General features: G+C 43.3%; 19 protein-coding genes. 9 read left to right on the top strand and 10 right to left on the bottom strand.

Annotated features, from left to right (window positions below; all coding sequences use genetic code 11):
• Positions 1-14: 14 nt before the first annotated feature.
• Together QNI29_RS18505 and QNI29_RS18500 are read right to left on the bottom strand one after the other, a co-directional pair.
• Positions 15-1,478, bottom strand: a complete 1,464-nt coding sequence (locus QNI29_RS18505) for an Ig-like domain-containing domain (RefSeq protein WP_231417921.1) — start codon at positions 1,476-1,478, stop codon at positions 15-17.
• 170 nt (positions 1,479-1,648) lie between these two features.
• The gene (locus QNI29_RS18500) at positions 1,649-3,643 is read right to left on the bottom strand and encodes a S9 family peptidase (RefSeq protein WP_231417922.1); all 1,995 of its coding nucleotides are present in this window, start codon (positions 3,641-3,643) and stop codon (positions 1,649-1,651) included.
• Positions 3,644-3,814: 171 nt separating this feature from the next.
• Between QNI29_RS18500 and QNI29_RS18495 the strand changes: the two genes are divergently transcribed.
• The 3 genes from QNI29_RS18495 to QNI29_RS18485 all read left to right on the top strand — a co-directional run bounded on the left by QNI29_RS18495 (position 3,815) and on the right by QNI29_RS18485 (position 5,580).
• Positions 3,815-4,108, top strand: a complete 294-nt coding sequence (locus QNI29_RS18495) for a hypothetical protein (RefSeq protein WP_284526585.1) — start codon at positions 3,815-3,817, stop codon at positions 4,106-4,108.
• Positions 4,109-4,190: 82 nt separating this feature from the next.
• On the top strand, positions 4,191-5,162 hold the full coding sequence (locus QNI29_RS18490) for a nuclease-related domain-containing protein (protein WP_231417924.1): 972 nt from the start codon (positions 4,191-4,193) through the stop codon (positions 5,160-5,162).
• A complete protein-coding gene (locus QNI29_RS18485) occupies positions 5,095-5,580 on the top strand; it encodes a hypothetical protein (protein ID WP_284526584.1) in 486 nt (161 codons plus the stop codon). The genes QNI29_RS18490 and QNI29_RS18485 overlap by 68 nt, the downstream gene beginning before the upstream one ends.
• Here the strand turns inward: QNI29_RS18485 and QNI29_RS18480 are convergent.
• The 6 genes from QNI29_RS18480 to QNI29_RS18455 all read right to left on the bottom strand — a co-directional run bounded on the left by QNI29_RS18480 (position 5,577) and on the right by QNI29_RS18455 (position 11,273).
• On the bottom strand, positions 5,577-5,909 hold the full coding sequence (locus tag QNI29_RS18480) for an EamA family transporter (protein WP_231417926.1): 333 nt from the start codon (positions 5,907-5,909) through the stop codon (positions 5,577-5,579). The genes QNI29_RS18485 and QNI29_RS18480 overlap by 4 nt on opposite strands.
• Complete coding sequence (locus tag QNI29_RS18475) at positions 5,896-6,243, bottom strand: EamA family transporter (RefSeq protein WP_231417927.1); 348 nt, start codon at positions 6,241-6,243, stop codon at positions 5,896-5,898. The genes QNI29_RS18480 and QNI29_RS18475 overlap by 14 nt, the downstream gene beginning before the upstream one ends.
• Positions 6,236-7,972, bottom strand: a complete 1,737-nt coding sequence (locus QNI29_RS18470; RefSeq protein ID WP_231417928.1) for a DUF6020 family protein — start codon at positions 7,970-7,972, stop codon at positions 6,236-6,238. The genes QNI29_RS18475 and QNI29_RS18470 overlap by 8 nt, the downstream gene beginning before the upstream one ends.
• Positions 7,959-8,909 (bottom strand): glycosyltransferase family 2 protein, encoded by a 951-nt coding sequence (locus tag QNI29_RS18465; RefSeq protein ID WP_231417929.1) that lies wholly within the window; start codon positions 8,907-8,909, stop codon positions 7,959-7,961. The genes QNI29_RS18470 and QNI29_RS18465 overlap by 14 nt, the downstream gene beginning before the upstream one ends.
• A 183-nt stretch (positions 8,910-9,092) precedes the next feature.
• Positions 9,093-9,974, bottom strand: a complete 882-nt coding sequence (gene galU / locus QNI29_RS18460; protein ID WP_231417930.1) for a UTP--glucose-1-phosphate uridylyltransferase GalU — start codon at positions 9,972-9,974, stop codon at positions 9,093-9,095.
• Between the two features lie 180 nt (positions 9,975-10,154).
• Positions 10,155-11,273 carry an acyltransferase gene (locus QNI29_RS18455; protein ID WP_231417931.1) on the bottom strand — a complete coding sequence of 373 codons (1,119 nt, stop codon included), beginning with the start codon at positions 11,271-11,273 and terminating at the stop codon, positions 10,155-10,157.
• Between the two features lie 273 nt (positions 11,274-11,546).
• Between QNI29_RS18455 and QNI29_RS18450 the strand changes: the two genes are divergently transcribed.
• On the top strand, positions 11,547-11,681 hold the full coding sequence (locus tag QNI29_RS18450; RefSeq protein WP_255688501.1) for a hypothetical protein: 135 nt from the start codon (positions 11,547-11,549) through the stop codon (positions 11,679-11,681).
• A 79-nt stretch (positions 11,682-11,760) separates the two neighbouring features.
• Here the strand turns inward: QNI29_RS18450 and QNI29_RS18445 are convergent, their stop codons facing one another.
• Complete coding sequence (locus tag QNI29_RS18445) at positions 11,761-12,588, bottom strand: alpha/beta fold hydrolase (RefSeq protein WP_231417932.1); 828 nt, start codon at positions 12,586-12,588, stop codon at positions 11,761-11,763.
• 13 nt (positions 12,589-12,601) lie between these two features.
• Positions 12,602-13,648, bottom strand: a complete 1,047-nt coding sequence (locus QNI29_RS18440; RefSeq protein ID WP_231417933.1) for an SDR family oxidoreductase — start codon at positions 13,646-13,648, stop codon at positions 12,602-12,604.
• A 224-nt stretch (positions 13,649-13,872) separates the two neighbouring features.
• Here QNI29_RS18440 and QNI29_RS18435 point away from each other — a divergent pair, with 224 nt between their 5' ends.
• The 5 genes from QNI29_RS18435 (at position 13,873) to QNI29_RS18415 (ending at position 22,019) form a co-directional block, all read left to right on the top strand.
• On the top strand, positions 13,873-14,241 hold the full coding sequence (locus QNI29_RS18435; protein WP_231417934.1) for a hypothetical protein: 369 nt from the start codon (positions 13,873-13,875) through the stop codon (positions 14,239-14,241).
• A 271-nt stretch (positions 14,242-14,512) separates the two neighbouring features.
• Positions 14,513-16,138, top strand: a complete 1,626-nt coding sequence (locus tag QNI29_RS18430) for a M4 family metallopeptidase (RefSeq protein WP_231417935.1) — start codon at positions 14,513-14,515, stop codon at positions 16,136-16,138.
• A gap of 310 nt (positions 16,139-16,448) precedes the next feature.
• Entirely contained in the window at positions 16,449-20,027 is a 3,579-nt protein-coding gene (locus QNI29_RS18425; RefSeq protein WP_231417936.1) for a DUF8508 domain-containing protein, read from the top strand.
• A 176-nt stretch (positions 20,028-20,203) separates the two neighbouring features.
• On the top strand, positions 20,204-21,151 hold the full coding sequence (locus QNI29_RS18420) for a VanW family protein (RefSeq protein WP_231417937.1): 948 nt from the start codon (positions 20,204-20,206) through the stop codon (positions 21,149-21,151).
• A 211-nt stretch (positions 21,152-21,362) separates the two neighbouring features.
• Positions 21,363-22,019: a hypothetical protein gene (locus tag QNI29_RS18415; protein WP_231417938.1), complete on the top strand. Its 657-nt coding sequence runs from the start codon at positions 21,363-21,365 to the stop codon at positions 22,017-22,019.
• The last annotated feature ends 5 nt before the right edge of the window (positions 22,020-22,024 follow it).

Here is a 22,024-nt window from a genome sequence, read left to right as displayed (position 1 = left end):
ACCGCTATTTGATCTTAATATTTTTGGACTAAATTCATTTCCGCTACAGAACCGTCACGAGTTTCTTTATCAAGGTAGATAAAGAATTTGTAGTCATGTTGTGGCCCGTTAAAATCATATCTCAAAAAGTACACATGATCTAATTGCGAGTATCCTTCAGATGATGGTTCTCCTAGAGCGTTCGTTACATCGTCGGCCCCATAGTTTTGGTTTTCAAAAGCTTTAATCAAGACGCGGATGTTGTCTCTCTCCAAGTCATGACCATACCCAAAGCCTAAGTTGTCATAGAATAATAGACTTGTCCCTTTGTATCCTACTTCATCATTAGCTGTGGAACCGAAAAGGTCGCGTGGCTCCTGGATGGAATCGCCGATCTCAAATGGCATTCCTTTCACTTTTCCTGTACGAATTTTTTCGGCAAATTCATCGTCAAAATAAGTAGCCGAATCGGGCTGACTCCTATAATAGACATCTTGGTCATTGGCCAGGTTATTTTTCCACTTTAAGATCGTCTGTGGCAGCTGACCCTCAAAATCTTCGTCTGTTGTATAGTAGAGAAGGCCAAACTGGCTGTCAGCATTGCTAGAGTCCACACTCCCTAACGTCGCGGCATAGATCTCTCCATTGTCTCCATTTACAACGATTCCGGTCATTGTATTAGCAAGACCGCGAACGAAGCCGCTGTAAGCTTTTCCTCCAAAATCATCTTCTATATTTAACTCTGAAGTCATTTGGAAGCTCTCCGTGAAAAGATTGTAATGGTCACCGACAAGGGACTGGAAAGTGTTATTCTCTGATTCTGAAAAGAGACCAAGTTCGACAAATCGAGGTGTTTTATCGGATGTGTCTTTAGCCGTGTAGTCACCTGAGAACATGACCCCCATGCCTCCGTACATTGAACATTCATTGGATTGATTTACGGTGATCTTATCCTCTGATGGTTTAAAGGTTAAGGTACATCCTTGATCGTCTGAAAATGTCGCTTTATCTCCCTGGATGGTTGCGCTTCTCTTAATCGTACCAGCGTTAGCTCCTGATACCGCATTTAAATAAAAGTCAAACGACTGGTCGGTTACGTTTTGAATTTTTAGGATCGCACCGTTGTATTGAAGGTCTCTTGTCCAACTTCCAGGCTCAAATTGGCTGTTTTCTGTAGTGAATTCCATCGTTATGGCTTTCTCTGTTGGAACGCCTGAGGTAGAAGTAAGTCCTTCTGTGATATGTAATGTGTAAGTGGTAGCTGGTGCGTATTGATTGTCTGGGGCGGAGACGTTGACTTTCTTGCCCTCAATCACAATTTCATTTTCTAATAGATTTCCTTCTCCATCTGTTACATAAACGGCATTCTTATTTTCGTGAGTGTCTTGGATAGAGGTGTTAAATGTAATTGTCCAAGTCTTTCCTAAATCGACATCGTCCTTGTGTGCCCAATCACTTTCTGCTGCTGATACATTCGTCGGCAGTTGAAATAAAAGCATAAGAATCGTTGCAAGGATTCCGGTACCTACTATTTTTCGAATAAGTCATACCCCTTTCGTTCCTAATTCTATTACTATCAGTTTATCCTTAACTGTAAAAACATTCAATAATTGGTAGTCCCACAAAGGGAAAAGCCATCCTTTTGGAGGAAGGATGGCTTTTGGTAAAATTACTTATACTCTTTGAACCAATTAGTTATTTGATTCAGACGCTCGACTCTCAGATTCGGTAAGCCTGTGCGAGACAGGTTATGATCCGATTCTGGGAAGCGTACAAAACGGGTGGTTTTGTTTTGATTTTTCAAAGCGACAAATAGCTGCTCTCCTTGTTCGATCGGGCAACGGTAGTCGTTTTCGCTATGAATAATTAAAAGGGGCGTTTCAATCTGATCGACGTACTTAATCGGTGAATGGTTCCATAGCTTCTCAGGATCTTCTGTGAAATGGTTGCCAATCTCCCATTTTGTAAAGAAGTGACCGATATCACTTACACCGTAAAAGCTATGCCAGTTTGAAATAGAGCGCTGGGTAACGGCTGCTTTGAAGCGGTTGGTCTTGCCAACGATCCAGTTCGTCATAAACCCACCATAACTTCCACCTGTAACGAAAAGCTGATCTTCATCAAGGAATGAGAAATTCTGAAGCGCTGCATCCACTCCCGCCATCACGTCTTCATAGTCGCCACCACCATAGTCTCCGCGACACGCATCGACAAATGTTTGACCATACCCTTGGCTCCCGCGAGGGTTTGTATAAAGGACGGCATATCCAAGTGATGCCAATAATTGAAATTCATGCATAAAGGAATTTCCGTACATCATATGAGGCCCGCCATGGATCTCAAGGACAAGTGGATACGTCTTCGTCGGGTCAAAATGGACAGGCTTAATGAGCCATCCTTCAACTTCTAGTCCGTCTTTACTCTGGTAGGTGAACTGTTCCGGAGCGACAATTTCGTGCTGCTCCTCAAATGAAGCGTTGCTATGAGTGAGTTGTGTTTCCTGTTTGTCTTCTAAGGAAACCGCAAATAAGTCTCCGATATGAGTCGGATCACTGATCCCGAAGACCGCTTCATTTGTAGCTCGATGATAGGAGAAGCCGTAAATATGACGATCTCCGCCAATCACCTGAGTCACCTCACCAGCTAGAGTAGCGTGGTAAATTCCCGTATTGCCGTGTTCACTCGCCTGGAAATAGACGCCTTTCCCATCTTCAGTCCATACCGCGCCTGGAGTTGGATTACCCCAGTGCAGGTCGCTAATTAAAACATCACTACACTCCAGGTCAACGGATTCTGTAAGACAGGTTGTCGTATTCTGGTTAAGATCAGTCACCCATACTTTCGTTAGCGTCGCACCATCGTATTCATAATGGTGACCGAAGTAAGAGAGCGACTTCCCATCTGGTGAGAAGACTGGCTTACCGAACCCGCCGCTTTTTTCATTTAGGCGGTAAGGCTGCTGCCCAAGCTTCTGAATGTAAAGGTCTGAGAGCATATAGCTTCCCGGCTGATCATCTTGAGGACGCACGTAAGCGATTGTCGAACCATCTGGTGACCAGCTTGGATCAGAGTGGTCATAAGGGCCAGAAGTCAGCTGTTCGATTCTTTCTGTTTGCAGATCATAAAGAGCGATATGGGAACGCTTCTGATCAAGAAGGCCTTTGCCATCGGCTTTATAGTGAAGCTGGTCCACAATATAAGGCTTCAATTCTTCGTCCTTGTCCTCTTCTTCTTTAGCATGAAGGTCTTCACCCTCTTCAAGCGACGTCTGGAAAAGAAGCTTGTCCTCGCTCGGGTGCCAGACCGGATTGGCCGCCCCGGTTTTCAACTTCGTCGCCTGGTACGCCTCACCGCCACCTGCTGGCATGACGTAAAGCTGATTCTTACCAGAACGATTCGAAATAAACGCAATCGCTTCCCCATCAGCTGACCATCTCGGAGAATGATTACGAGACTCCCCATGAGTCCACTGATTGATTTCTTTCGTTTCCCGGTCGTACACAAATAAATGAGAATCATATTTCTTCTTATCATTAATACTTGTCGTCACATAAGCAATCTTATTCCCGTCCGGCGAGATTTGCGGATCTCCGACAAATTGTAAGTCATATAGTGTTTCTGAATGAATGATTTCTTGTTTCAACGTCTGAGTTGAACTGGTCATGCTTGAACACTTCCTTTTGTGTGATATGTATATGGTCAAGTATGAATATTCTGTTAATTATTTGCAAGGGATTGGTTTTGGGGGATGTACATGTGTTAAGGGCTCGCTTTGGGATTGGGGTCTAGGGAAAGAGGGGCGGGCACGGCGAGAAAGGGAGCTGGGATGTCTAGAATGAAGTTGAGCACGGCGAGAAAGAGAGAACGAATGTCTAGAAAGAAGAGGGTCATGGCGAGAAAGAAGGAGCGGATGTCTAGAAAGAAGAGGAGCATGGCGAGAAAGAGAGCACGGATGTCTAGAAAGAAGAGGGTCATGGCGAGAAAGAAGGAGCGGATGTCTAGAAAGAAGCTGAGCACGGCGAGAAAGAGAGGAGGGGTGTCTAGAAAGGTGCCGAGCACGACGAGAAAGGATGGGTTGACGTCTAGAAAAATCCAAGACAAAAAAGATAAAGGTCTTTCTAGAAAATGATTTGATTATTTTGCAGGATATCTCTGTAACTGAAAAGAAAACAAAGAAGGATTAAAATAAAAAAGAGGTGAAATCAGTGAATATGAAAGAAAGAAAACTTCCTCCTGTTCTACTACAAGAGGAAGCATTATTGCGCCGTTTGCCAGACCGTCATGGTAAACGAAGTATTTTAGAAGGTTCATTAAGTAAAAGATGGGCTGGTTATAGAGGAGAACAGGCACTTGATTATGAACTTAAAACGCTCCCTTTTAGAAAATACTTCATCTTCCATGATCTTCGATTACGTGTATTTGGAAGTTCCTTTCAAATAGATACCCTCGTATTAACTCCGCAAGTTGCTTTCCTCATAGAAGTTAAAAATATTGCAGGAACCCTTTCTCTTAATGGAGATGGTGGGCAGTTTACTCGATTAGTAAATGGAAGAGAAGAGCGTTTGCCTAGTCCGCTGGCACAGGTTAAGGCTCAACAATCTAAATTTGAAAACTGGCTTCATTTTCACAAAATTTATTCCTACCCTATAGTTCCAATAGTAGCTATTTCAAATGCAACCTCTCGCTTGGATATTAGAAATACCTCTGTAAGAGTTACTCACCTGGAGGAAACCCTCGAACAAATTAAAGCGCTACACACTGAATATGAGAATCGCAGGTCTTACGACTTAACCACTCTTTCTCGACTACTGAATCAAGAACATACCCCTTTTCACTCTAATATTACCTCCGCTTACTCCATCGCTCACGAGGAAATTCTTAAAGGGATTCAATGTCCTCAATGCCAACAATATTCAATGATGAGAATTAATAGGTTATGGGAATGCCCATTCTGCCAAAAACGTTCTTCCACCGCGCATCGACAAGCTATCGTTGACTATTTTTTATTATTCAACTCTGCTTTAACAAATCGAAAATGCTGCGAACAGCTACTATTACCTTATCCCGAGTCACAGCAATTAGTATCAAAATTGTTAAAGAGAATGAGGTTATCTTATGAGGGGTCGACAAAGGGACGAAAATATCATCGACCAGATGATATGGAAAAGTGGATTCGAGGCTAAGAACGATAGATTTTTCCTTGTTGACTCTACTAACATCGAGAAAACGCTCCCGTATGTCGAGAAAGCTCATTCCGACGTCGAGAAAAAGCCCCCGCACGTCGAGAAAGCCCACTGCGACGTCGAGAAAACGCTCCCGCACGCCGAGAAATCCTGCTCCGACGTCGAGAAAACGCTCCCGTACGTCGAGAAAGCTCATTCCGACGTCGAGAAAACGCTCCCGTACGTCGAGAAAGCTCATTCCGACGTCGAGAAAACGCTCCCGTACGTCGAGAAAAAGCTCCCGCACATCGAGAAAGCCTACTCCGACGTCGAGAAAACGCTCCCGCACATCGAGAAATCCCCCGCCGACGTCGAGAAAAAGCTCCCGCACGTCGAGAACCCCCGCTCCGACGTCCAGAAGCCCTCGACTGCGCATTAAACCACCAACAACACCGATCCCCCTGAAATAAGCAAAATCCCAATCCCCTTCTTAACCGTAATCGTTTCATTTAAAAACATACTAGACAGAATCATCGTCCAAATATAAGTGACAGAAGTGATCGGATAAACCACAGTATAAGGCAGAAGGGTAAGTAGGTAGATGTTCAAAATAGCGCCTGCTAAGTAAAAGGCGCCCCCGGTACCGAGCTTCAATATAAAGGGCTTATTGATTCCAAATGGATGATCGCTCGCTTTCTTGAAGAAGAAGCCACCGAGGGATCCGAAGAATGTCATAAATAAGATGAGTAACAGTTTAATGATCGCCACCCCCAATGAGTACAACCCCGCCAATAATAAGGATTACCCCGAGAATGTGAACGGGCTCAATTGTTTCACCTACGAGAAAGACACCCAGGAAAAGAGCGAACACATAGCCTAAGCTCAGTAGGGGATGAAGTACGGACAGGCTTCCAAAGCGAAAGGAAACAATCATGAGTACCGCGCCAAGGAAGTAAAAGAGGAACCCTCCTATGAGCGACGCGTTGATCCCTGCGCCTGACAGTTTCCAGAACATTTGTCCTAGAGATGTCAGGAAGGCGGCAAGGGTCATTAAAAGGATACCTGTTAGGTTTTCTTGTATGGATTGTTTGAATCTATTCATGTATTTCAGTTTTCTCCTCTCGCGGAATCCACACCATGACCATTAGAAAAAGAGCTAGTGGTACGTTTGAGAACAAGTAACGAAAATCTTGAGCCGGGAGTGTGGCAGCAACTGAGCCGACGCTTAAAAGAACGGGGAGGGCGATAAGCCAGACGGTTCCGCGCCTTCCGTACTTGATAAAGGCGGTATAGGTCAGGAATAGAATGGCGAGAAAGTAACTCGCAGGCCTCCAGATGGTGGTGAGAAAATAGGTTTCGCTATTGTCCAAGTACTCTTTCATTTCCGTTTTAAGGTCTGGTGCAATGGTTTTGTTCACTAGTCCGTAATCGTTGTTCTTATAAATGTAAGTAACGAAGTTTGATGTGTAGCCAGGAGGTTCCGGTTCGTGCATTTGCCATACGATTGAAGCTTCGCGTAAGTAGGCTTCAATCGCTAAGCCCGGATTCCTGATCACCATACCTGCCCACATACTTAAGAACTTTCCTATGTCATCCCCAATCACTGTATCGTTGAAATAACCAGAGAATTTAATAGGATCTACTTTGTAAGGATGATAGAATTTTTCCCAATCCTCAAGTGGCATAATGCTTGCTACGTAATCTTCTTGCTCTGCTGTCAGGTCTCCGTTGATGACTATATTTGCTATCTGCTGAGTTGGGATTCCGACGGCTTCTTTTGTTTCTGTTGAACGGACATCTAAGCTTGAGAAGATCGGTCCAGTTACTATCAGGTAGATCCCTACGACTGCCAGGAAATTAAGAAGAAGCGGCTTCCATTCTTTTCGGAAGACGATCAGAAGCACGACTCCCATGAACAGAAAGACAGGAAAACCGTTATGACGGAAGAACGCAACGGCCAGGGAAGTTAAGAATAAGAGAAAAAGATTCCGTTTTCGGTGTAACCAGGTTCCTTTTGAGAAGACGATTTTGAACATTAATATAGAGAAAAGGAACAGCACTGTGCTGTAGAGCACGTCTTTCCATAAGCTAATCGAATAAATGCCGAGTACCGGCCAGGCGGCTACGATAATGGTGAACAGAGTAAGCCCGATATACGAGACGCCCCGTTTTTCGATGGCTTTCATCCCTGAACCCCACACGACGGATAAGACCGCAATTTGAAAGAGGGACATGACACCAGGTGAATCCCAGATTTGAACAAGGACGGTCATGACCCAAGTATGTACGAGGGGGTGCCAATTGCTCCATTCGAAAGAGTGAGCTTGTCCCCATTGGGATAAAGAGTCAGGGGTCATGGTGGCAGGGAAGAAAGCGATAAAGTACAACATCCAAGCCGCAAAAGGAATTCCGATATAGAAGAGTAAGCTAAACCGGGACGTTCTTCCTTTTGGATCGATTCCTGCTATATATTCCATCAGGGATAATGTTAGGAAGACGTATGTTCCGTAAGCCAGAAGATAGATGACGCCCACCATTATGTTTGTTTCAATATGAGATTGATCAGCAGCGGAGCTAGCCATAAGAATCATCGGAAACAATAATACAAATGGTAACGTCCACTTCCTGTTCGCTTTTTGCAACGTGATGGGAAAACGTTTTGTACGCCCGAGCTTTTGATAGAAAAGAAGGGTCAAAAGAATAAATAGAAAGAATCCGATTTTGAATGTAAGAGAGTATAAGGGCTCGTAGAAGGAAATGAGGGCTACAGTCGCAATTCCGCTCGCTGCTGCAGCGCCGGTCCATTTCAACAGAGCATTAGTCTTGCTCATGTTTGGTCCTCCTTATTCGGTCATAAAGGTGGTTCAGTTCGAGTTCGTATTGTTTTCTGTAAGTAGCTGTCATGACATCTAGTATGAGACCACAGGCAAATGTGAGGACTCCGAGAATCATCAATCCTGTGGCAAGGATGGCTGAGGGGACCTTTGATACAAAACCGGTATTGATAAATTCAGTAATAACAGGAATCCCGACGGCTAAGCCTAAAAGAACAGCTAGAAGTGACCATAGAGAAAAAAAGATGAAAGGCTTGTACTCTTTAAATAACGTAAAGATCATGCGCAAAACTTTTATCCCGTCAGAGAAGGTGTTCAGCTTAGATTCGCTTCCTTCAGGGCGGTCGCGGTAATCAATCGGTACTTCTTTAATTAAGAATTTCTTATCTAAGGAATGAATGCTCATTTCTGTTTCAATCGCAAATCCAGAACTCATGACGGGCATGGATTTCACGAATAATTGATCGAAGGCACGGTAACCTGTCATGATATCTGTGATATTGCTTTTATATAAGCGATTAATTAATCCTTTAACAAGTTGGTTCCCAAACCCGTGGAACTGCCTTTTATTCTCGCTATAATATGTACCATTACTAAGGCGGTCCCCGATCGTCATGTTGGCTTCTTTGTCTCGGATAGGTTGAATAAGATCGTGTACATATTCAGGTGGGTAGGTGTCGTCTCCGTCTGACATTACGTAGATGTCAGCTTCGATCTCCCGGAACATAGAACGGACGACGTTCCCTTTTCCTTGCCTCCATTCTTTACGAACGATTGCGCCGTGAGAGGAGGCAACTTCTGATGTCCGGTCTGAGGAATTGTTATCGTACACATAGATGGACGCGTGGGGAAGTTCTTTTTTGAAATCATCAATCACTTTTCCGATGGTTTGTTCTTCATTATAGCAGGGGAGAAGGACGGCAATTCTCTCCATAGCATCACCTCTTATCTGTTTTTTGGTCGAAAAAGAAGTATGAAATCTACTGTTATTAATGAATGTTACCCAAAGAACGGATGAATCATGCCTGAGGGAGGCGGGAGTTTTTAAATCCTTCATTTGGGGGAGGCAGTTATAATAATATCCCCGGAGGTTCCGGGGATAGTGTGAAAGACTTATTTAAGATTTTACACTTCTGTTATGAATAAGTTCTTCCATAAATGTTAATAGTTCGGGTTGAAGCTCTTCCCGTTCTAGGGCAAGTTCAATGGTCGTCTTAATAAAGCCTAATTTCTCACCGACATCATAGCGGCGACCTTCAAATTCATAAGCAAAGACGCGGTGAATTTGATTGAGGTTTTGAATCGCATCGGTTAGCTGAATTTCGTTTCCAGCGCCAAGTTCTTGCTTTTCTAAAAAGCGCATAATCTCAGGTGTCAGAATGTAACGACCCATAATGGCCAGGTTCGATGGAGCTTCTCCAGGAGAAGGTTTCTCTACAAACTGGCGCACGTGATGAAGGTTATGAGGATTCTGTCCATCTGGATCAATAATGCCGTATCGGTGCGTTTCGTCATCTGGTACGGATTGCACACCGACAATGGAGGAACGAGTTTGTTCATATTGATCGATCATCTGCTTTAAGCATGGTGTTTCGGAGCGAACAATATCATCCCCGAGCAGCACAGCAAATGGTTCATCTCCAATAAACTTACGTGCGCACCAAATGGCATGTCCGAGTCCTTTTGGTTCTTTTTGTCGAATGTAGTGAATTTCTACTTTAGAGGATTGCTTCACTTCTTCTAAGAGGTCAAGTTTGCCTTTGTTCATCAGGTTATCTTCAAGCTCCACAGCGTGATCGAAGTGGTCCTCAATCGCTCGTTTTCCTTTACCGGTTACAATAATAATGTCTTCAATCCCTGACGCAATCGCTTCTTCAACTATGTACTGGATCGTTGGTTTATCTACAATCGGAAGCATTTCTTTTGGCATCGCCTTGGTGGCTGGCAGGAAACGGGTTCCTAGTCCGGCCGCTGGTATGATGGCTTTCTTTATAGTCATATGTACTCACTTCCCTTTTTTGGTCTATTCTACTATATAATTCTAGGCATTTACGATTTTTCCTTGAATTGGACGTATCTACTATATCGAACTGTAAGTTGCTCAGCAACTGGAAATGGTTGTATTAGGTTAAAACGAAAGGTATATAAAAGAGCCCGCCAATTTTGACGGACTCTAGTGTTAGGATGAAACGGATGTTGAACTCATGTTTTCGTCTTTTGACTTCTTTTGAAGAGGGGGTAGTTTCCCGAATACAATTTGCGCAAATGGAACAAATTGATGGAAAGCGCGAATGATCAAGTAACAGAAAGCAACCGTTAGGGTATAGCGGAGCACCACGTCCACGTGGAACAGGTAGTTGGAGTGGACGGGGACCCATCTGGCGACTTCCTTCAGAACAAAGGGATGAATTAAATAAAATCCAAATGAGTAACTCGCAACATGTTCAACGAAACGGAGCTTCCGTTGTGATAATCGTTCGCTTAGACGTTCGGCTATGCGGAAGACAATGTAGGCACCAACCATCATATAAAAGAAGTTCGGTAACTTCTCAAGCCACGGCGAGACGTACCATGTGTTCGCAATATATAAATGATAGTGGACGCGTACCGCAATGGCACCAACGATTAGAGCAAGTGCCCCAAGCGGGAACGTCCATTTACTTGTTGAACGCTCTTTCTCCTGTGAGTAATGGATCCCGACCCAACCTCCGAGAAGGAATGGTCCAATCATGCTTAAGAATACAGGGTAGGTTACCCAATCGACGCTAATTCGTAGCATAAAGAACGCTAGATCAAGCACAATTCCAAACACCCACATATACTTTCTAAACCAATCTAGCTTCTGGGATCCCCACACGATGAGAGGGAGGATCAGATAAAATTGGACGATAAGAAAGATAAAATGAAGCTGGTAATAGGAGTCCCCTTCTAATATGCGAATGATGGCCTCGGCAGGTTCGAACGATCGGAATCCTGTAAAGACAGCATAACCTTCGTAAAATACAGCCCATACGAGGTAAGGGACAAGGATATAGGTGACACGTTTTTTATAGAAGCGTTTTAGTAAGGACTTTGTCATTTCCTGTGCATAATAGCGGTAGAAAAAGACAAGGCCTGTCATGAAGATAAATAAGCTCGCTTCAATACGTACAATTCGATTAAGGAAATGGTATTTCTGAAAAGCATCTCCACCGGCCGGTAGCGTGCTGTAGTAGGTCCCGGATACGTGGACAAGGACAACACAGAGCATGGCAAACATCCGGATAAAAGAGATGGATAGAATCTTTTTGTTACGCATTGCTATTCAAATCCAATCTATGATTTATTCTAGTGTTTTCTTTCCCTCTAGTGTATAGATTCCAACTGCAAAAATCTATGAGCAAATTTAGGGAAGGGGAGAAATGGGGAATTTAGATGATTTTTCATGATCTAGGAGTTCAATCGGAAAGTGGGTTTTCAAGGGTTCGACAAAATAGAAGACAATGTGCTTCAGCATTACTATTTTCTAGCGTTTTCGTCGAAAACTGTGTTATATTATACATATTATGTAAGTGCGTGAGGAGTTTTTCAAGTGGATGAGCAAAAACAATGGGTTGAATTAATGAGAGAAGTGATTCAGCACACGGAAGGGTCCGCTGAAACGAGTGCTCAGGACATTATTGACCTGATGAAACAGCGTTTACAGTCTTCTGTTGTAACGGAGTAAGGTGATTGATCAAACGTTTGATCAATACATACTTATGTATAAGAAGGGTAGAGATGCTAAGGTGCACCTCTACCTTTTCTTATGAAATATCTGAAATGGACTTGTTTAGAAGGGAGTGGTGGCTGATGAACTCAAAGGCAATTCTGTTAAATTCAGCTGCTTTCTCTAAGTTACAGACATGGCCGCACTTTTGAATGATGTGCATTTTGGATCTGGCTTCTGTTTGCACGTGATTTTTAATGCCTTTTATGAACATATGGTCTTCTGATCCTGTTATATAGAGTTTAGGGATGTGGTTGGTTTTCTTATCAAGTTGTTCATAGATCTTATAAGAGTCCCGAATGATGTTGGCCCAACCGAGGTAGGCGTATCGACCAAGCTTGGTGGCCTCCCGTATGAAAATGTTTCGAGACTTGCTGTGATTAGGCTTTGGCAAGACGATATATGCAAAAGCTTTAAACGGGACCATGTAGGGGAGTATGTGACTCATAGGGAATGAAATGGTGAGTTTCCCTAATAGTTCACCCCATTTCAGCCATTTGCCTGCTGCTCCTGCTAAGGTCATCGACTTCATTCGGTGGGGGTGTTCCATTGCGATCGATTGCATCACGATTGTTCCAAGGGACACACCGAGGAAGTGCGCAGAAGAAATGGATAGCTTATTTAAAAGGTCAATTACTTGCTGGCCCGTATGTGTTAATAGGTTTTGTTTCTGTCTTATAAAAGGGCTTTTTCCGTGTCCGGGCAGGTCGATAAAGAGTAGATTGAAGTTTTCTTTAAAGTAGTCGATTTGTTTGTGGAAGATGTTCCAATTCCCGCCTAAGCCGTGCAGGAACACGACCCATTCCTTTGAAGGGTCTGAGAAGTACATTTTATAGTGTAAACTCGAATGGTGAATACTTTTCATAAGGTCCTCGTTTCTAGGATCTATTTCCGTAAAGGATGCGTTCAATCATGTCGATGTTCATATCTAGGTGGTCCATCCCGTTTTTACGCAACAATTGTTTCGTATTCGTATCATCAAATGTTAATTTCTTATTCCAATAAGGGCGGAACACTTTCATCGGTTCGTTAAACTTTTGCTCTTCCTTCGAAAGTTCTCCCGCGTAATCGGATGGCACCATTTCAATATTCGGGAAATCGAGCTTTTCTTTTACCATGTCAAAGAGCAATCGATTGGTTGGCGGATTTGGATTCGTAATATGGTAAATTCGATTTGGTTCATGTGTAGCCAACGCGGCGGTTAGTACATCGAGGACGTAATCGACAGGGATAAAGTTCTGGGATGTCTCTTCGGTGCACAGGAATTTATAGACTTTATCCTGAAGTTCTTGCTTCCGATCGGTTCGCTTTTTCAAGATCTCAAGTCCACGAATGACACCGTATAAGGCAAAACTTGTGTCGGCTTCGCCTGTTTTTGAGTCACCTATAATAATCGATGGGCGGAAAATGTTCACATCAAGTGTATCTTTATACGCCCACACCAGGTGTTCAGCATGGCATTTGCTTTCCTCGTACGGGTTTACGAATTCCTGATCTACGGGGTGAAGCTTTTCTTCTGCATATCGTTTCGTGCCTAGTGTATAGGCGGTGCTAATATAGTAGAAGTGTCTCGCGTTAATGACTTTTGCCAATTCGAGCATATTTTTGGTTCCGCTTACATTTATATGAAATGTTTTATCCCTCTCGCTCTCATCAAAGGATAGGTAGGCTGCGCTGTGATAGATGGTATCGATTTGATCGGTTAACATGGCCAGGTCATTTGATGAGATGCCTGCTTTTTCTTCCATCAGATCTCCTTCGACAATAGAGAGGCGAGCTTGTATATCTTCTGAAACGGACTCTAAGAGGTTCTCAGCTTTACGCCTGTTTCGTGCAATGGCATAGACGTGATGGCCTTCATGGAGTAATCGAAGCGTAAGCTGCTTTCCTAAGAATCCAGTCGCTCCGGTTAATAAGATATTCATGTTGTTTGGGCTCCTTTGCTGTTTATCTTTAAATTGTATAATGATTTATTTTTATAAATTTTTTATATTTTTGTACGACTTCTTTTAACCATAACATAAATCGACACGAGAAATTGTGAAAAAAGTATGGACAGTGAATCCATTTTCTGTATAAAGCAGGAGATGGGGGTAAAAATCTTAGGAATGGGGAAAGATAGATACCAAATGGGAAGGAGATGAAGCGGATGAACGCATTTACGGATAGTATAAAGAATTGGGCAAAAGATACAGCTGGTAAAGTGAAACAAAGGCTTGAAGATCACGCGGCTTACAGCAAGATGAAAGTGGAGGACCTTGCGAAAATGGTGCTTAACCATGAAGGGACATCTCACATGCGCCATGAATACATTGGAGTTGTCCTGCATGATTACCACCTGCGCCTTGGGGATACGGATCTTTTGTTGGAAACCAAAGGGGATCAGTCCTTATACATATTAGAGTGCAAAGTTGTGCAAAAGGGGCACGTCATTGGTCAGTTCCAGTCCTGGGATCCGAAAATGAATGTTCTGGATTCCTTGCGCGTGCCGGCTTTTATTAAAGAAGGAAGAGAATAATAATCAGAAGCGAGTCCAGTAAAGGGGGCTCGCTTTTTTTATTTCGAAATAAAAGGATTTCTCTTAAGCTTTTTTGATGAATAAACCCAACTGTTTTCCTCAAGATTGAAAATGGTCGATTATTGTCTGGGACTTTCGTCCTTTTTGCGAAAATATGTTCCGTATAAGTCAACTGAATCCCTCTTTCCCTTTCTTGTTTTCTCAAAGATTTTAATAGAATCATCCGATACAATAAAGGTAGATTTTATAGAAAAGGGAGATGAGGGAAACAATGAAGAAACAAAATTGGAAAACGGTTGCCGGGGCGGTTACATTAAGTGCTGGATTGTTACTTGGAAGCGGTGCTTCAGTGAGTGCAGCAGCCGATACGGCGTGGAAATTAAAGCCTGAAGCAAGCATTCAAAAGGATCAAGTAACCGGGCCGTCTTTTATTTCTGGTAAACTATCATCCCAAAAAATTAATAGTAAGCAAGATGTTGATAAATTCTTTAAGGAAAATATAGATGTATTTAAGAAAAATCCAAAGTCTCAGCTTGAGCTTAAAGATGTCCAAACGGATGAGCTTGGCATGACGCACTATGTGTATCAGCCTGTGGTTCACAATGTCCCAATTGACCAATCTCGCGTTCTAGTACATGTGAAAGAGGACGGGGAGATTGCATCGATTAACGGGGAATTCCATCCGGATGCCCCTCAGAAAATTAAACAGCAGCGTGAACTGAATAAAAAGCAGGCACTAGATGCTGCGTGGTCGTCGATCGATGTAGAACGAGCAGAAGCGGATTTGAAGAAACAATCCGTTGATGGGAAAACCGTTAAGAACCTAACGGAAAAATCAGAGCTTGTCGTTCTTCCGCAAGACGGAGAATATACCCTTGCTTATCATGTACAGCTTCAATTTGCTGAACCAACCCCAGGGAACTGGCAGATCTGGGTGAACGCAGAGGATGGTTCTATTGAGAAGTCTGTGAACAAAGTGCATGAAGCAACGGGTACAGGAACAGGCGTCTTAGGAGATCAGAAGTCAGTAAATACTTATTATGCAAACAATACGTATTATTTATATGATGTAACGAAGCCGATGAGTGGGGTTATTGCTACTTACGACAACAATAATGGTGGTCAGTATAGCTTGCCTGGTTATTATGTAACCGATTCTGGCAACACGTTCTACAGCGAGCGTCAAAAAGCTGCTGTTGATGCGCACTACTATGCCGGCGAAGTGTTTGATTTCTATTATGACAATTTCGGTCGCGAAAGTTACGACGATAATGGATCTGATATTGTGTCTTCTGTACACTTTGGTAACAACTATAACAACGCAGCGTGGGTCGGAAATCAAATGATCTACGGTGATGGTGATGGGTCTACGTTTACGTATCTATCAGGTGCAGATGATATTGTAGCGCACGAACTAACGCACGCTGTGACAGACACAACGGCTGAGCTAGTTTACGAGAATCAGTCCGGAGCATTAAATGAATCCTTCTCAGATGTATTCGGTTATTTCGTTGATAACGAAGATTGGTTGATGGGTGAAGATGTTTATACACCGGGAGTACCGGGGGATGCGTTACGTAGTATGAGTAACCCAACTCAGTATGGTCAACCAGCTCATATGGACAATTATCAGAATCTGCCTAATACAGAGCAAGGGGACTGGGGCGGCGTCCACACGAATAGTGGTATCCCGAACAAAGCTGCTTATAACACAATCAACGCTATTGGACAATCGAAAGCAGAAGGTATTTACTACCGTGCTTTAACCGTGTACTTAACACCAAGTAGTACATTCTCTGACGCTCGTCAGGCACTTGTTCAATCTGCACAAGATTTATACGGCTCCACAACAGCTAATTCCGTCGCTTCCGCATGGAACAGCGTAGGCGTCTACTAAACTTTAAAACGGACTCGTGTAATGCGAGTCCGTTTTTTTAATGCGGTGAAAGAGTGAAGGGTGTCAGACACGCGGCTGCGCTTTAGAGAGGTGAAGGGTGTCTGGCACGCTGTAGTGCTTTAGTGTAGTGCTGGGTGTCTGGCACGCGCTGTTGCTTTAGAGTGTGAAAGGGATTTTGTGGCTTTTGTCTTATGCATATATGACTGTTTTTGTCAGTTTAGGGAGATTTTATTGGAATCTTAACGTGAAATTTATGTTTATTTGCTAGGATATGAATTGAAATCTACTTTTTTACAAGGGAGTTGGGGATGTGAAGAATCGTAGTATGAAGAAGGGGTTAAGTTTGGCATCGGCTTTGGCGTTATCTGTGGGTGGTTTGACACCGGCAGCTGTGGTGAGTGCTGATGTTAGTAGTACGGACGGGCTGATCATTTCTGAATATGTAGAAGGCGGCGGTTATAACAAAGCGATTGAACTGTTTAATGGGACAGGTCAAACGCTTGATCTTAGTCAGTTTGACTTAAAGCTATTTTTTAATGGAAATACCACGGGAGAATCAGTCAGCCTTACGGGTGAAGTAGCGCCTGGGGAGACGTATACAATCGTCAATAATCAAGCGAGTAGTGAATTTATCAACCTTGCCGATCAAACGAGCGGAGGCATTAACCACAATGGGAATGATGGTTATGTTCTCTATTACAACGGGGATATTGTAGATTCGTTTGGTCAAATCGGAGAAGGATCTGATTTTGCTAAGGACGTAACGCTTGTGCGACAATCTTCTGTTACAACAGGAGATGTGAATGCAGATGATGCATTTGATCCGTCTGAAGAGTGGGAGGCGTATGCGAAAGACACGTCTCAGTATCTTGGAAGTCACACGATGGAAGGAGTCGATTCTGGCGATGGTGACTCAGATGATGAGACAACCACACCGGTTGAGGTTACATCGATTGCTGACGTTCGTGCAGGAGGAGCGGGTCAAACGGATGTGGCTGTTGAAGGTGTTGTGACAACGGATCTGGGCGCTTTTGGCGGCAAAGCGTTCTATCTTCAGGATGGTACCGCTGGGATCTATGTGTATCAAGATACATATGGTGACGAGATCCAGAAGGGTGATGTGATTCAGCTGACAGGTGACACGACCGAGTACAACGGGGTCCTTGAGCTTGTAAATGTCTCCGATCTAGAAAAGAATGGAACAGGCGAGTTGCCTGAACCACTTGTAGTATCGCCATCTGGAGTGACAGAGGAGAATGAAGGGAGTCTCGTTTCTCTTGAATCGGTATCCATAAGTGGGCTTGAGAAGGTGAACGATTTCGGGACGTTTGAGTTCGTTGCGACGAAAGATGGGGAAAGCGTAACCGTTCGTGTAGACAATCGGACAGGGCTTTCGTATGAAGATTTCCTATACACGGATGGGATGATTGTGGACATCACGGGGATTTCTACTGAGTTTAACGGAACGGATCAAGTAATGCCTCGAGGTGAAGCGGATATTGAGTTTGTTTCAACAGGTACAGCGGATGCGATTCAGGCGAACCCTGGTTCTGGTGGGGTGCAAGCAGGTTCGACCGTCTCGTTGTCATCTTTTGAAGAAGGGGACATCTACTATACGACAGATGGGTCTGAACCAACGGTAGACAGCTTGAAATATACAGAACCAATTACAATAACAGAAGACACCACAATCAAAGCGATCCAAGCAGGATACGAGGGGACGTCTTCAGTTGTAACGTTTGAATATCAGGTGTTAAAAGCAAATGATGAGCTCCGTATTCACGACATTCAAGGTGCGACACATACTTCTTTATATGAAGGTATGACGGTTTCGGGGATAGAAGGAATCGTGACGAGAACGACTGGTGATAATGGCTTTTATATGCAGGAGCTTTCGGGTCAAATGGATGAGGATCCTGCTACGTCAGAAGGGATTTACGTTTACAACAAGAATGGATTAGATGTGCAGGTTGGCGACCGGGTCCAAGTAGCCGGCGAAGTAACAGAATATACTCAATCCAACTTTCTTTGGTTCGATTTCTCAGATGATCTCACGTTAACGCAAATCGCAGGAGCAAGTGTTAGTGTTGAAGAAAGTGACGTTGAGTTGCCGGAAGCGGTGGTTTTAGGTGAAGATGGGCGTCAAATTCCGTATAAAGTGATTGATAATGATGCATTCTCGCTATTTGATCCTGAAGAGGACGCGATTGATTTTTACGAAAGTCTAGAGGGAATGCGTGTGGCAGCGCCAACTGCGACCGTTGTGATGCCACGAGCGGAGTATACGAATTACGACGAAACAGCCGTGACCGTTCCGAATGGTTCTTCTAAAACGCGAACGCCTGCAGGTGGAATTATCGTTGAACCTAGCCTGAATCCTGAACGTATTCTGATTGATGATTATAGTCAGGATATGGAGCCGATTACAGTGGGAGCTACGTTTAAACAGCCAGTAACAGGTGTCCTTGGATATGAGTTCAGTAATTATAAGCTTGAAGTCGATGGACTTCCGGAAGTGGTAGAGAGTGATTTTGAACGGGAAACGACAACTCTTCAAAAGGACGAAGAGAAACTATCGGTAGCAAGTTATAACATGGAAAATTACTACGCCACAGATACTGAAAACCCAGAGAAAACGGATGAAATTGCAAAAAGTATTGTGAACCGCTTAGATGCACCGGATATTGTTGGGCTTGTAGAAGTGCAGGATAACAATGGGGCAGGTGAAGGCGAGACAGATGCAAGTGAGAACTATCAGGCCATTATTGAGGCAATCGAAGAAAACGGAGGCCCGACCTATCAGTATACGGACATTGCCCCAGCCAATAATGAAGACGGCGGGGAACCTGATGGCAACATTCGTGTAGGATTTATTTATAATCCAGACCGCGTTTCGTTGGCGGAGCAGCCTAAAGGTGATGCAACGACAGATGTTGACGTTACTGAAGATGGAGGACTAACGCTTAATCCAGGGCGAATCGATCCGACTAATGAAGCGTTTGATGATTCCCGAAAGCCACTTGCTGCGCAGTTTGAGTTTAATGGGGAGGACGTTATTGTAGTAGCCAACCACTTTAATTCAAAAGGTGGAGATGATGCTCCGTTTGGCGGAATTCAACCTGCTGAATTAGGAAGCGAACAACAGCGAATCGCTCAAGCAAAAGTGGTAAACGGTTTTGTCGATGACGTGTTAGAGAAAGATGGAGACGCCAATGTTGTTGTCTTAGGTGACTTGAATGACTTTGAATACTCAGCTCCTCTTGAAGCTCTTGAAGGAGACGTTCTGTCGAATATGATTAAAGAGCTTCCTGAGAATGAGCGATATACGTACAATTACCAGGGGAATTCCCAGGCTCTCGATCATATCTTAGTGGCCAACCATTTGAGAGATCAAACAGCCGTTGATGTTGTGCACTTGAATGCTGACTTTACAGAAGTACAGGGCCGAGTAAGTGATCATGATCCAGTATTGGTGCAGTTGGACCTTAGAGAAGCTGAGGAAGCAACGATGACCCAACAATGGCGCGTGATGAAAAAGCCAGTTGGTCATGTATCCTCAAATGGTAAATTAGGTACAAGAAGCCATGGAGTAACCAGAGTGACACTTACAGATGAAGAAGGTAAGAAGTCGAAGCAAACGGTTCTAATTGCCTTTGGTGATGATAAAAATTGGGCGAAGAAACATGGCAAATCAAAAGGGAAAAAGAAACTAATTGAAACTCAATCCTTAGAGCTTTTAGATGAGAATGGGCATGTAGTGCCCGTTGATCTTAAAGTGAATGGAAATAAAATTGTGATCCCTGGATGGGAAAGTGTGCAACCAGGCACTTACAGTTTATCAATTGCAGGAGCAAACAAAGACGCATCCCTATCATTCGAAATCCGATAAACCAGAAAAACGAAGAGCTGTAAAGGCTCTTCGTTTCTTTTGGGATTTTATGCTTTAGTAGGGTAAAGGGTGTCTGGCACCATGCAGTGCTTTACCGTGATAAAGGGTGGGTTGCTTGAAACGTTTTGTACATGAAAGGTTGGTTGTATATCCATACTACGTTTAGGAGGGTATGGATGATGAAAATGGTCTTATTGGGTTTATCTATTTTAGTTGGAGGTGCAGGTGTAGCTGCGCCAGTTGCTGAGAAAGAACAGATCTCAATACTTCACGACGGGGATGAAGTGAAAAAAGTTGAGGTAATACCGTTCACGCATGAAGTGGGTGAGCCTTTTGTGGATTTAGAACGTGTGGGTAAACTGAGTCGAGAACTTAGTGAACAGCTCGTTCAGGAACCCGTGAATGCGAAGATTGGGAAGTCGGGAGAGATCCTATCGGGTGAGCCGGGGTTTAAAGTGTACGAAGAGAAATTTCAAACGAAATTCATTCAGACGCTTTATGAACCAAGTAAGCAATCGATGACTGTTCCTTTAATGACTGTTCACCCCAAAGTGGACAGTGAGTTAATTGCACATATTCGGACGCAACAAATTGGGCAGTATGTTACGTACTTTAACTCAAGGAATGAAGAACGTACTCATAACATTCAATTATCCTCTGATGCGATTGATAACCATGTCGTGTTTCCAAATGAGGTCTTTTCGTTTAATGAGGTAGTCGGAAAACGAACGAAAGAAAAAGGGTATAAGCCTGCCCCTGTCATTGTGAAAGGGGAAGTGACTGAAGGGATCGGCGGAGGAATATGCCAGGTCTCCTCTACGCTCTTTAATGCAGTTGATCATGCTCGAATTAAAATTGTAGAGCGTTATTCTCATAGTAAACAGGTACCTTACGTTCCGCCTGGTAGAGATGCAACGGTCAGTTGGTGGGGGCCTGACTTTACTTTTAAGAACAACTACAATGAGCCTGTCTTAATCCGATCGAATGTTGTGGGAGGAACGCTTCGGATCGCGATTTATTCTGCAAACGGTGTAGATGTGAAACCGCGGGATATTCCAGATGCCTCAAAAGAATTGCCTGATGAAATTCATATTGATAACTTGAAGGATGGATTTATGGAGTAATGGGTCCTCGGAAATATGAGTATTTCCGAGGAAATTTTTATGAAGAAATAACGATTATATCGAAAATTGTTGAAACTTAAAATATATTCGTACGTCTTATATAAATATGAGTTTTATTTATGATAAAATGTGGTACATGATGATGTATGCCATTTTTTACATAATATTTTTCAAAAAATGTATCATCGAATTCGAAAAAAGGATGAGGTTGATGTATCAAGTTCGTGTGGCACCGTTATTCTTCAGGCGGGAAAATGCCTTTTCTCGCATGTATCAAGCAGAGAAAGTAGACAATCTTTGGCGCCGCGTCTTTCTTCTGATGTTTCTTAGTATATTCGTCTACATAGGTAGTGCCTGGTTTGGGCTAGGAATGGATACAATCTCAACCCGGGCGACTTCTCTTTCATTTGAAGACTATGAAGTTCGAAAACTATTTTTCTTGTTTGGTCGAGCCTTGTTTGGGTTGATTTTTGCTATTTTAATATTGTTTGGCAGTCCATTTCTAATCTGGATGTTTACGGGTATTCCTTATCGTAAGCTTATGGCGCTCCATCTTCCTATACTAACGATTTTATTGTTGGAGCGAATCTTTTGGGTTGTACTTTTAGTAAACACTGGACTTGATTGGTATGTGTCACCCATTTCGTTTGGGATTATCGCATCTTACATAACAGATATCCCATGGATTATTTATTTCTTTGGTGCGATTTCAGTGGTTCAGCTTTGGATCGTATGGTTTAAGATCAAAACCGTTCATTATTTTACAGAATGGAAAAGATGGCAAGCGTGGCTTCTCGTTATTTTACTACATATCCTATACTGGGCAGCCGCAGCCGCACTAGCGCACGTTGATGTATATTTTTTATAACATAG

The organism is Pontibacillus chungwhensis (assembly GCF_030166655.1).
GTDB lineage: Bacteria > Bacillota > Bacilli > Bacillales > BH030062 > Pontibacillus.
Note: the sequence above shows the minus strand (reverse complement) of the source record. Positions and strands in the feature narration are given on the sequence as shown.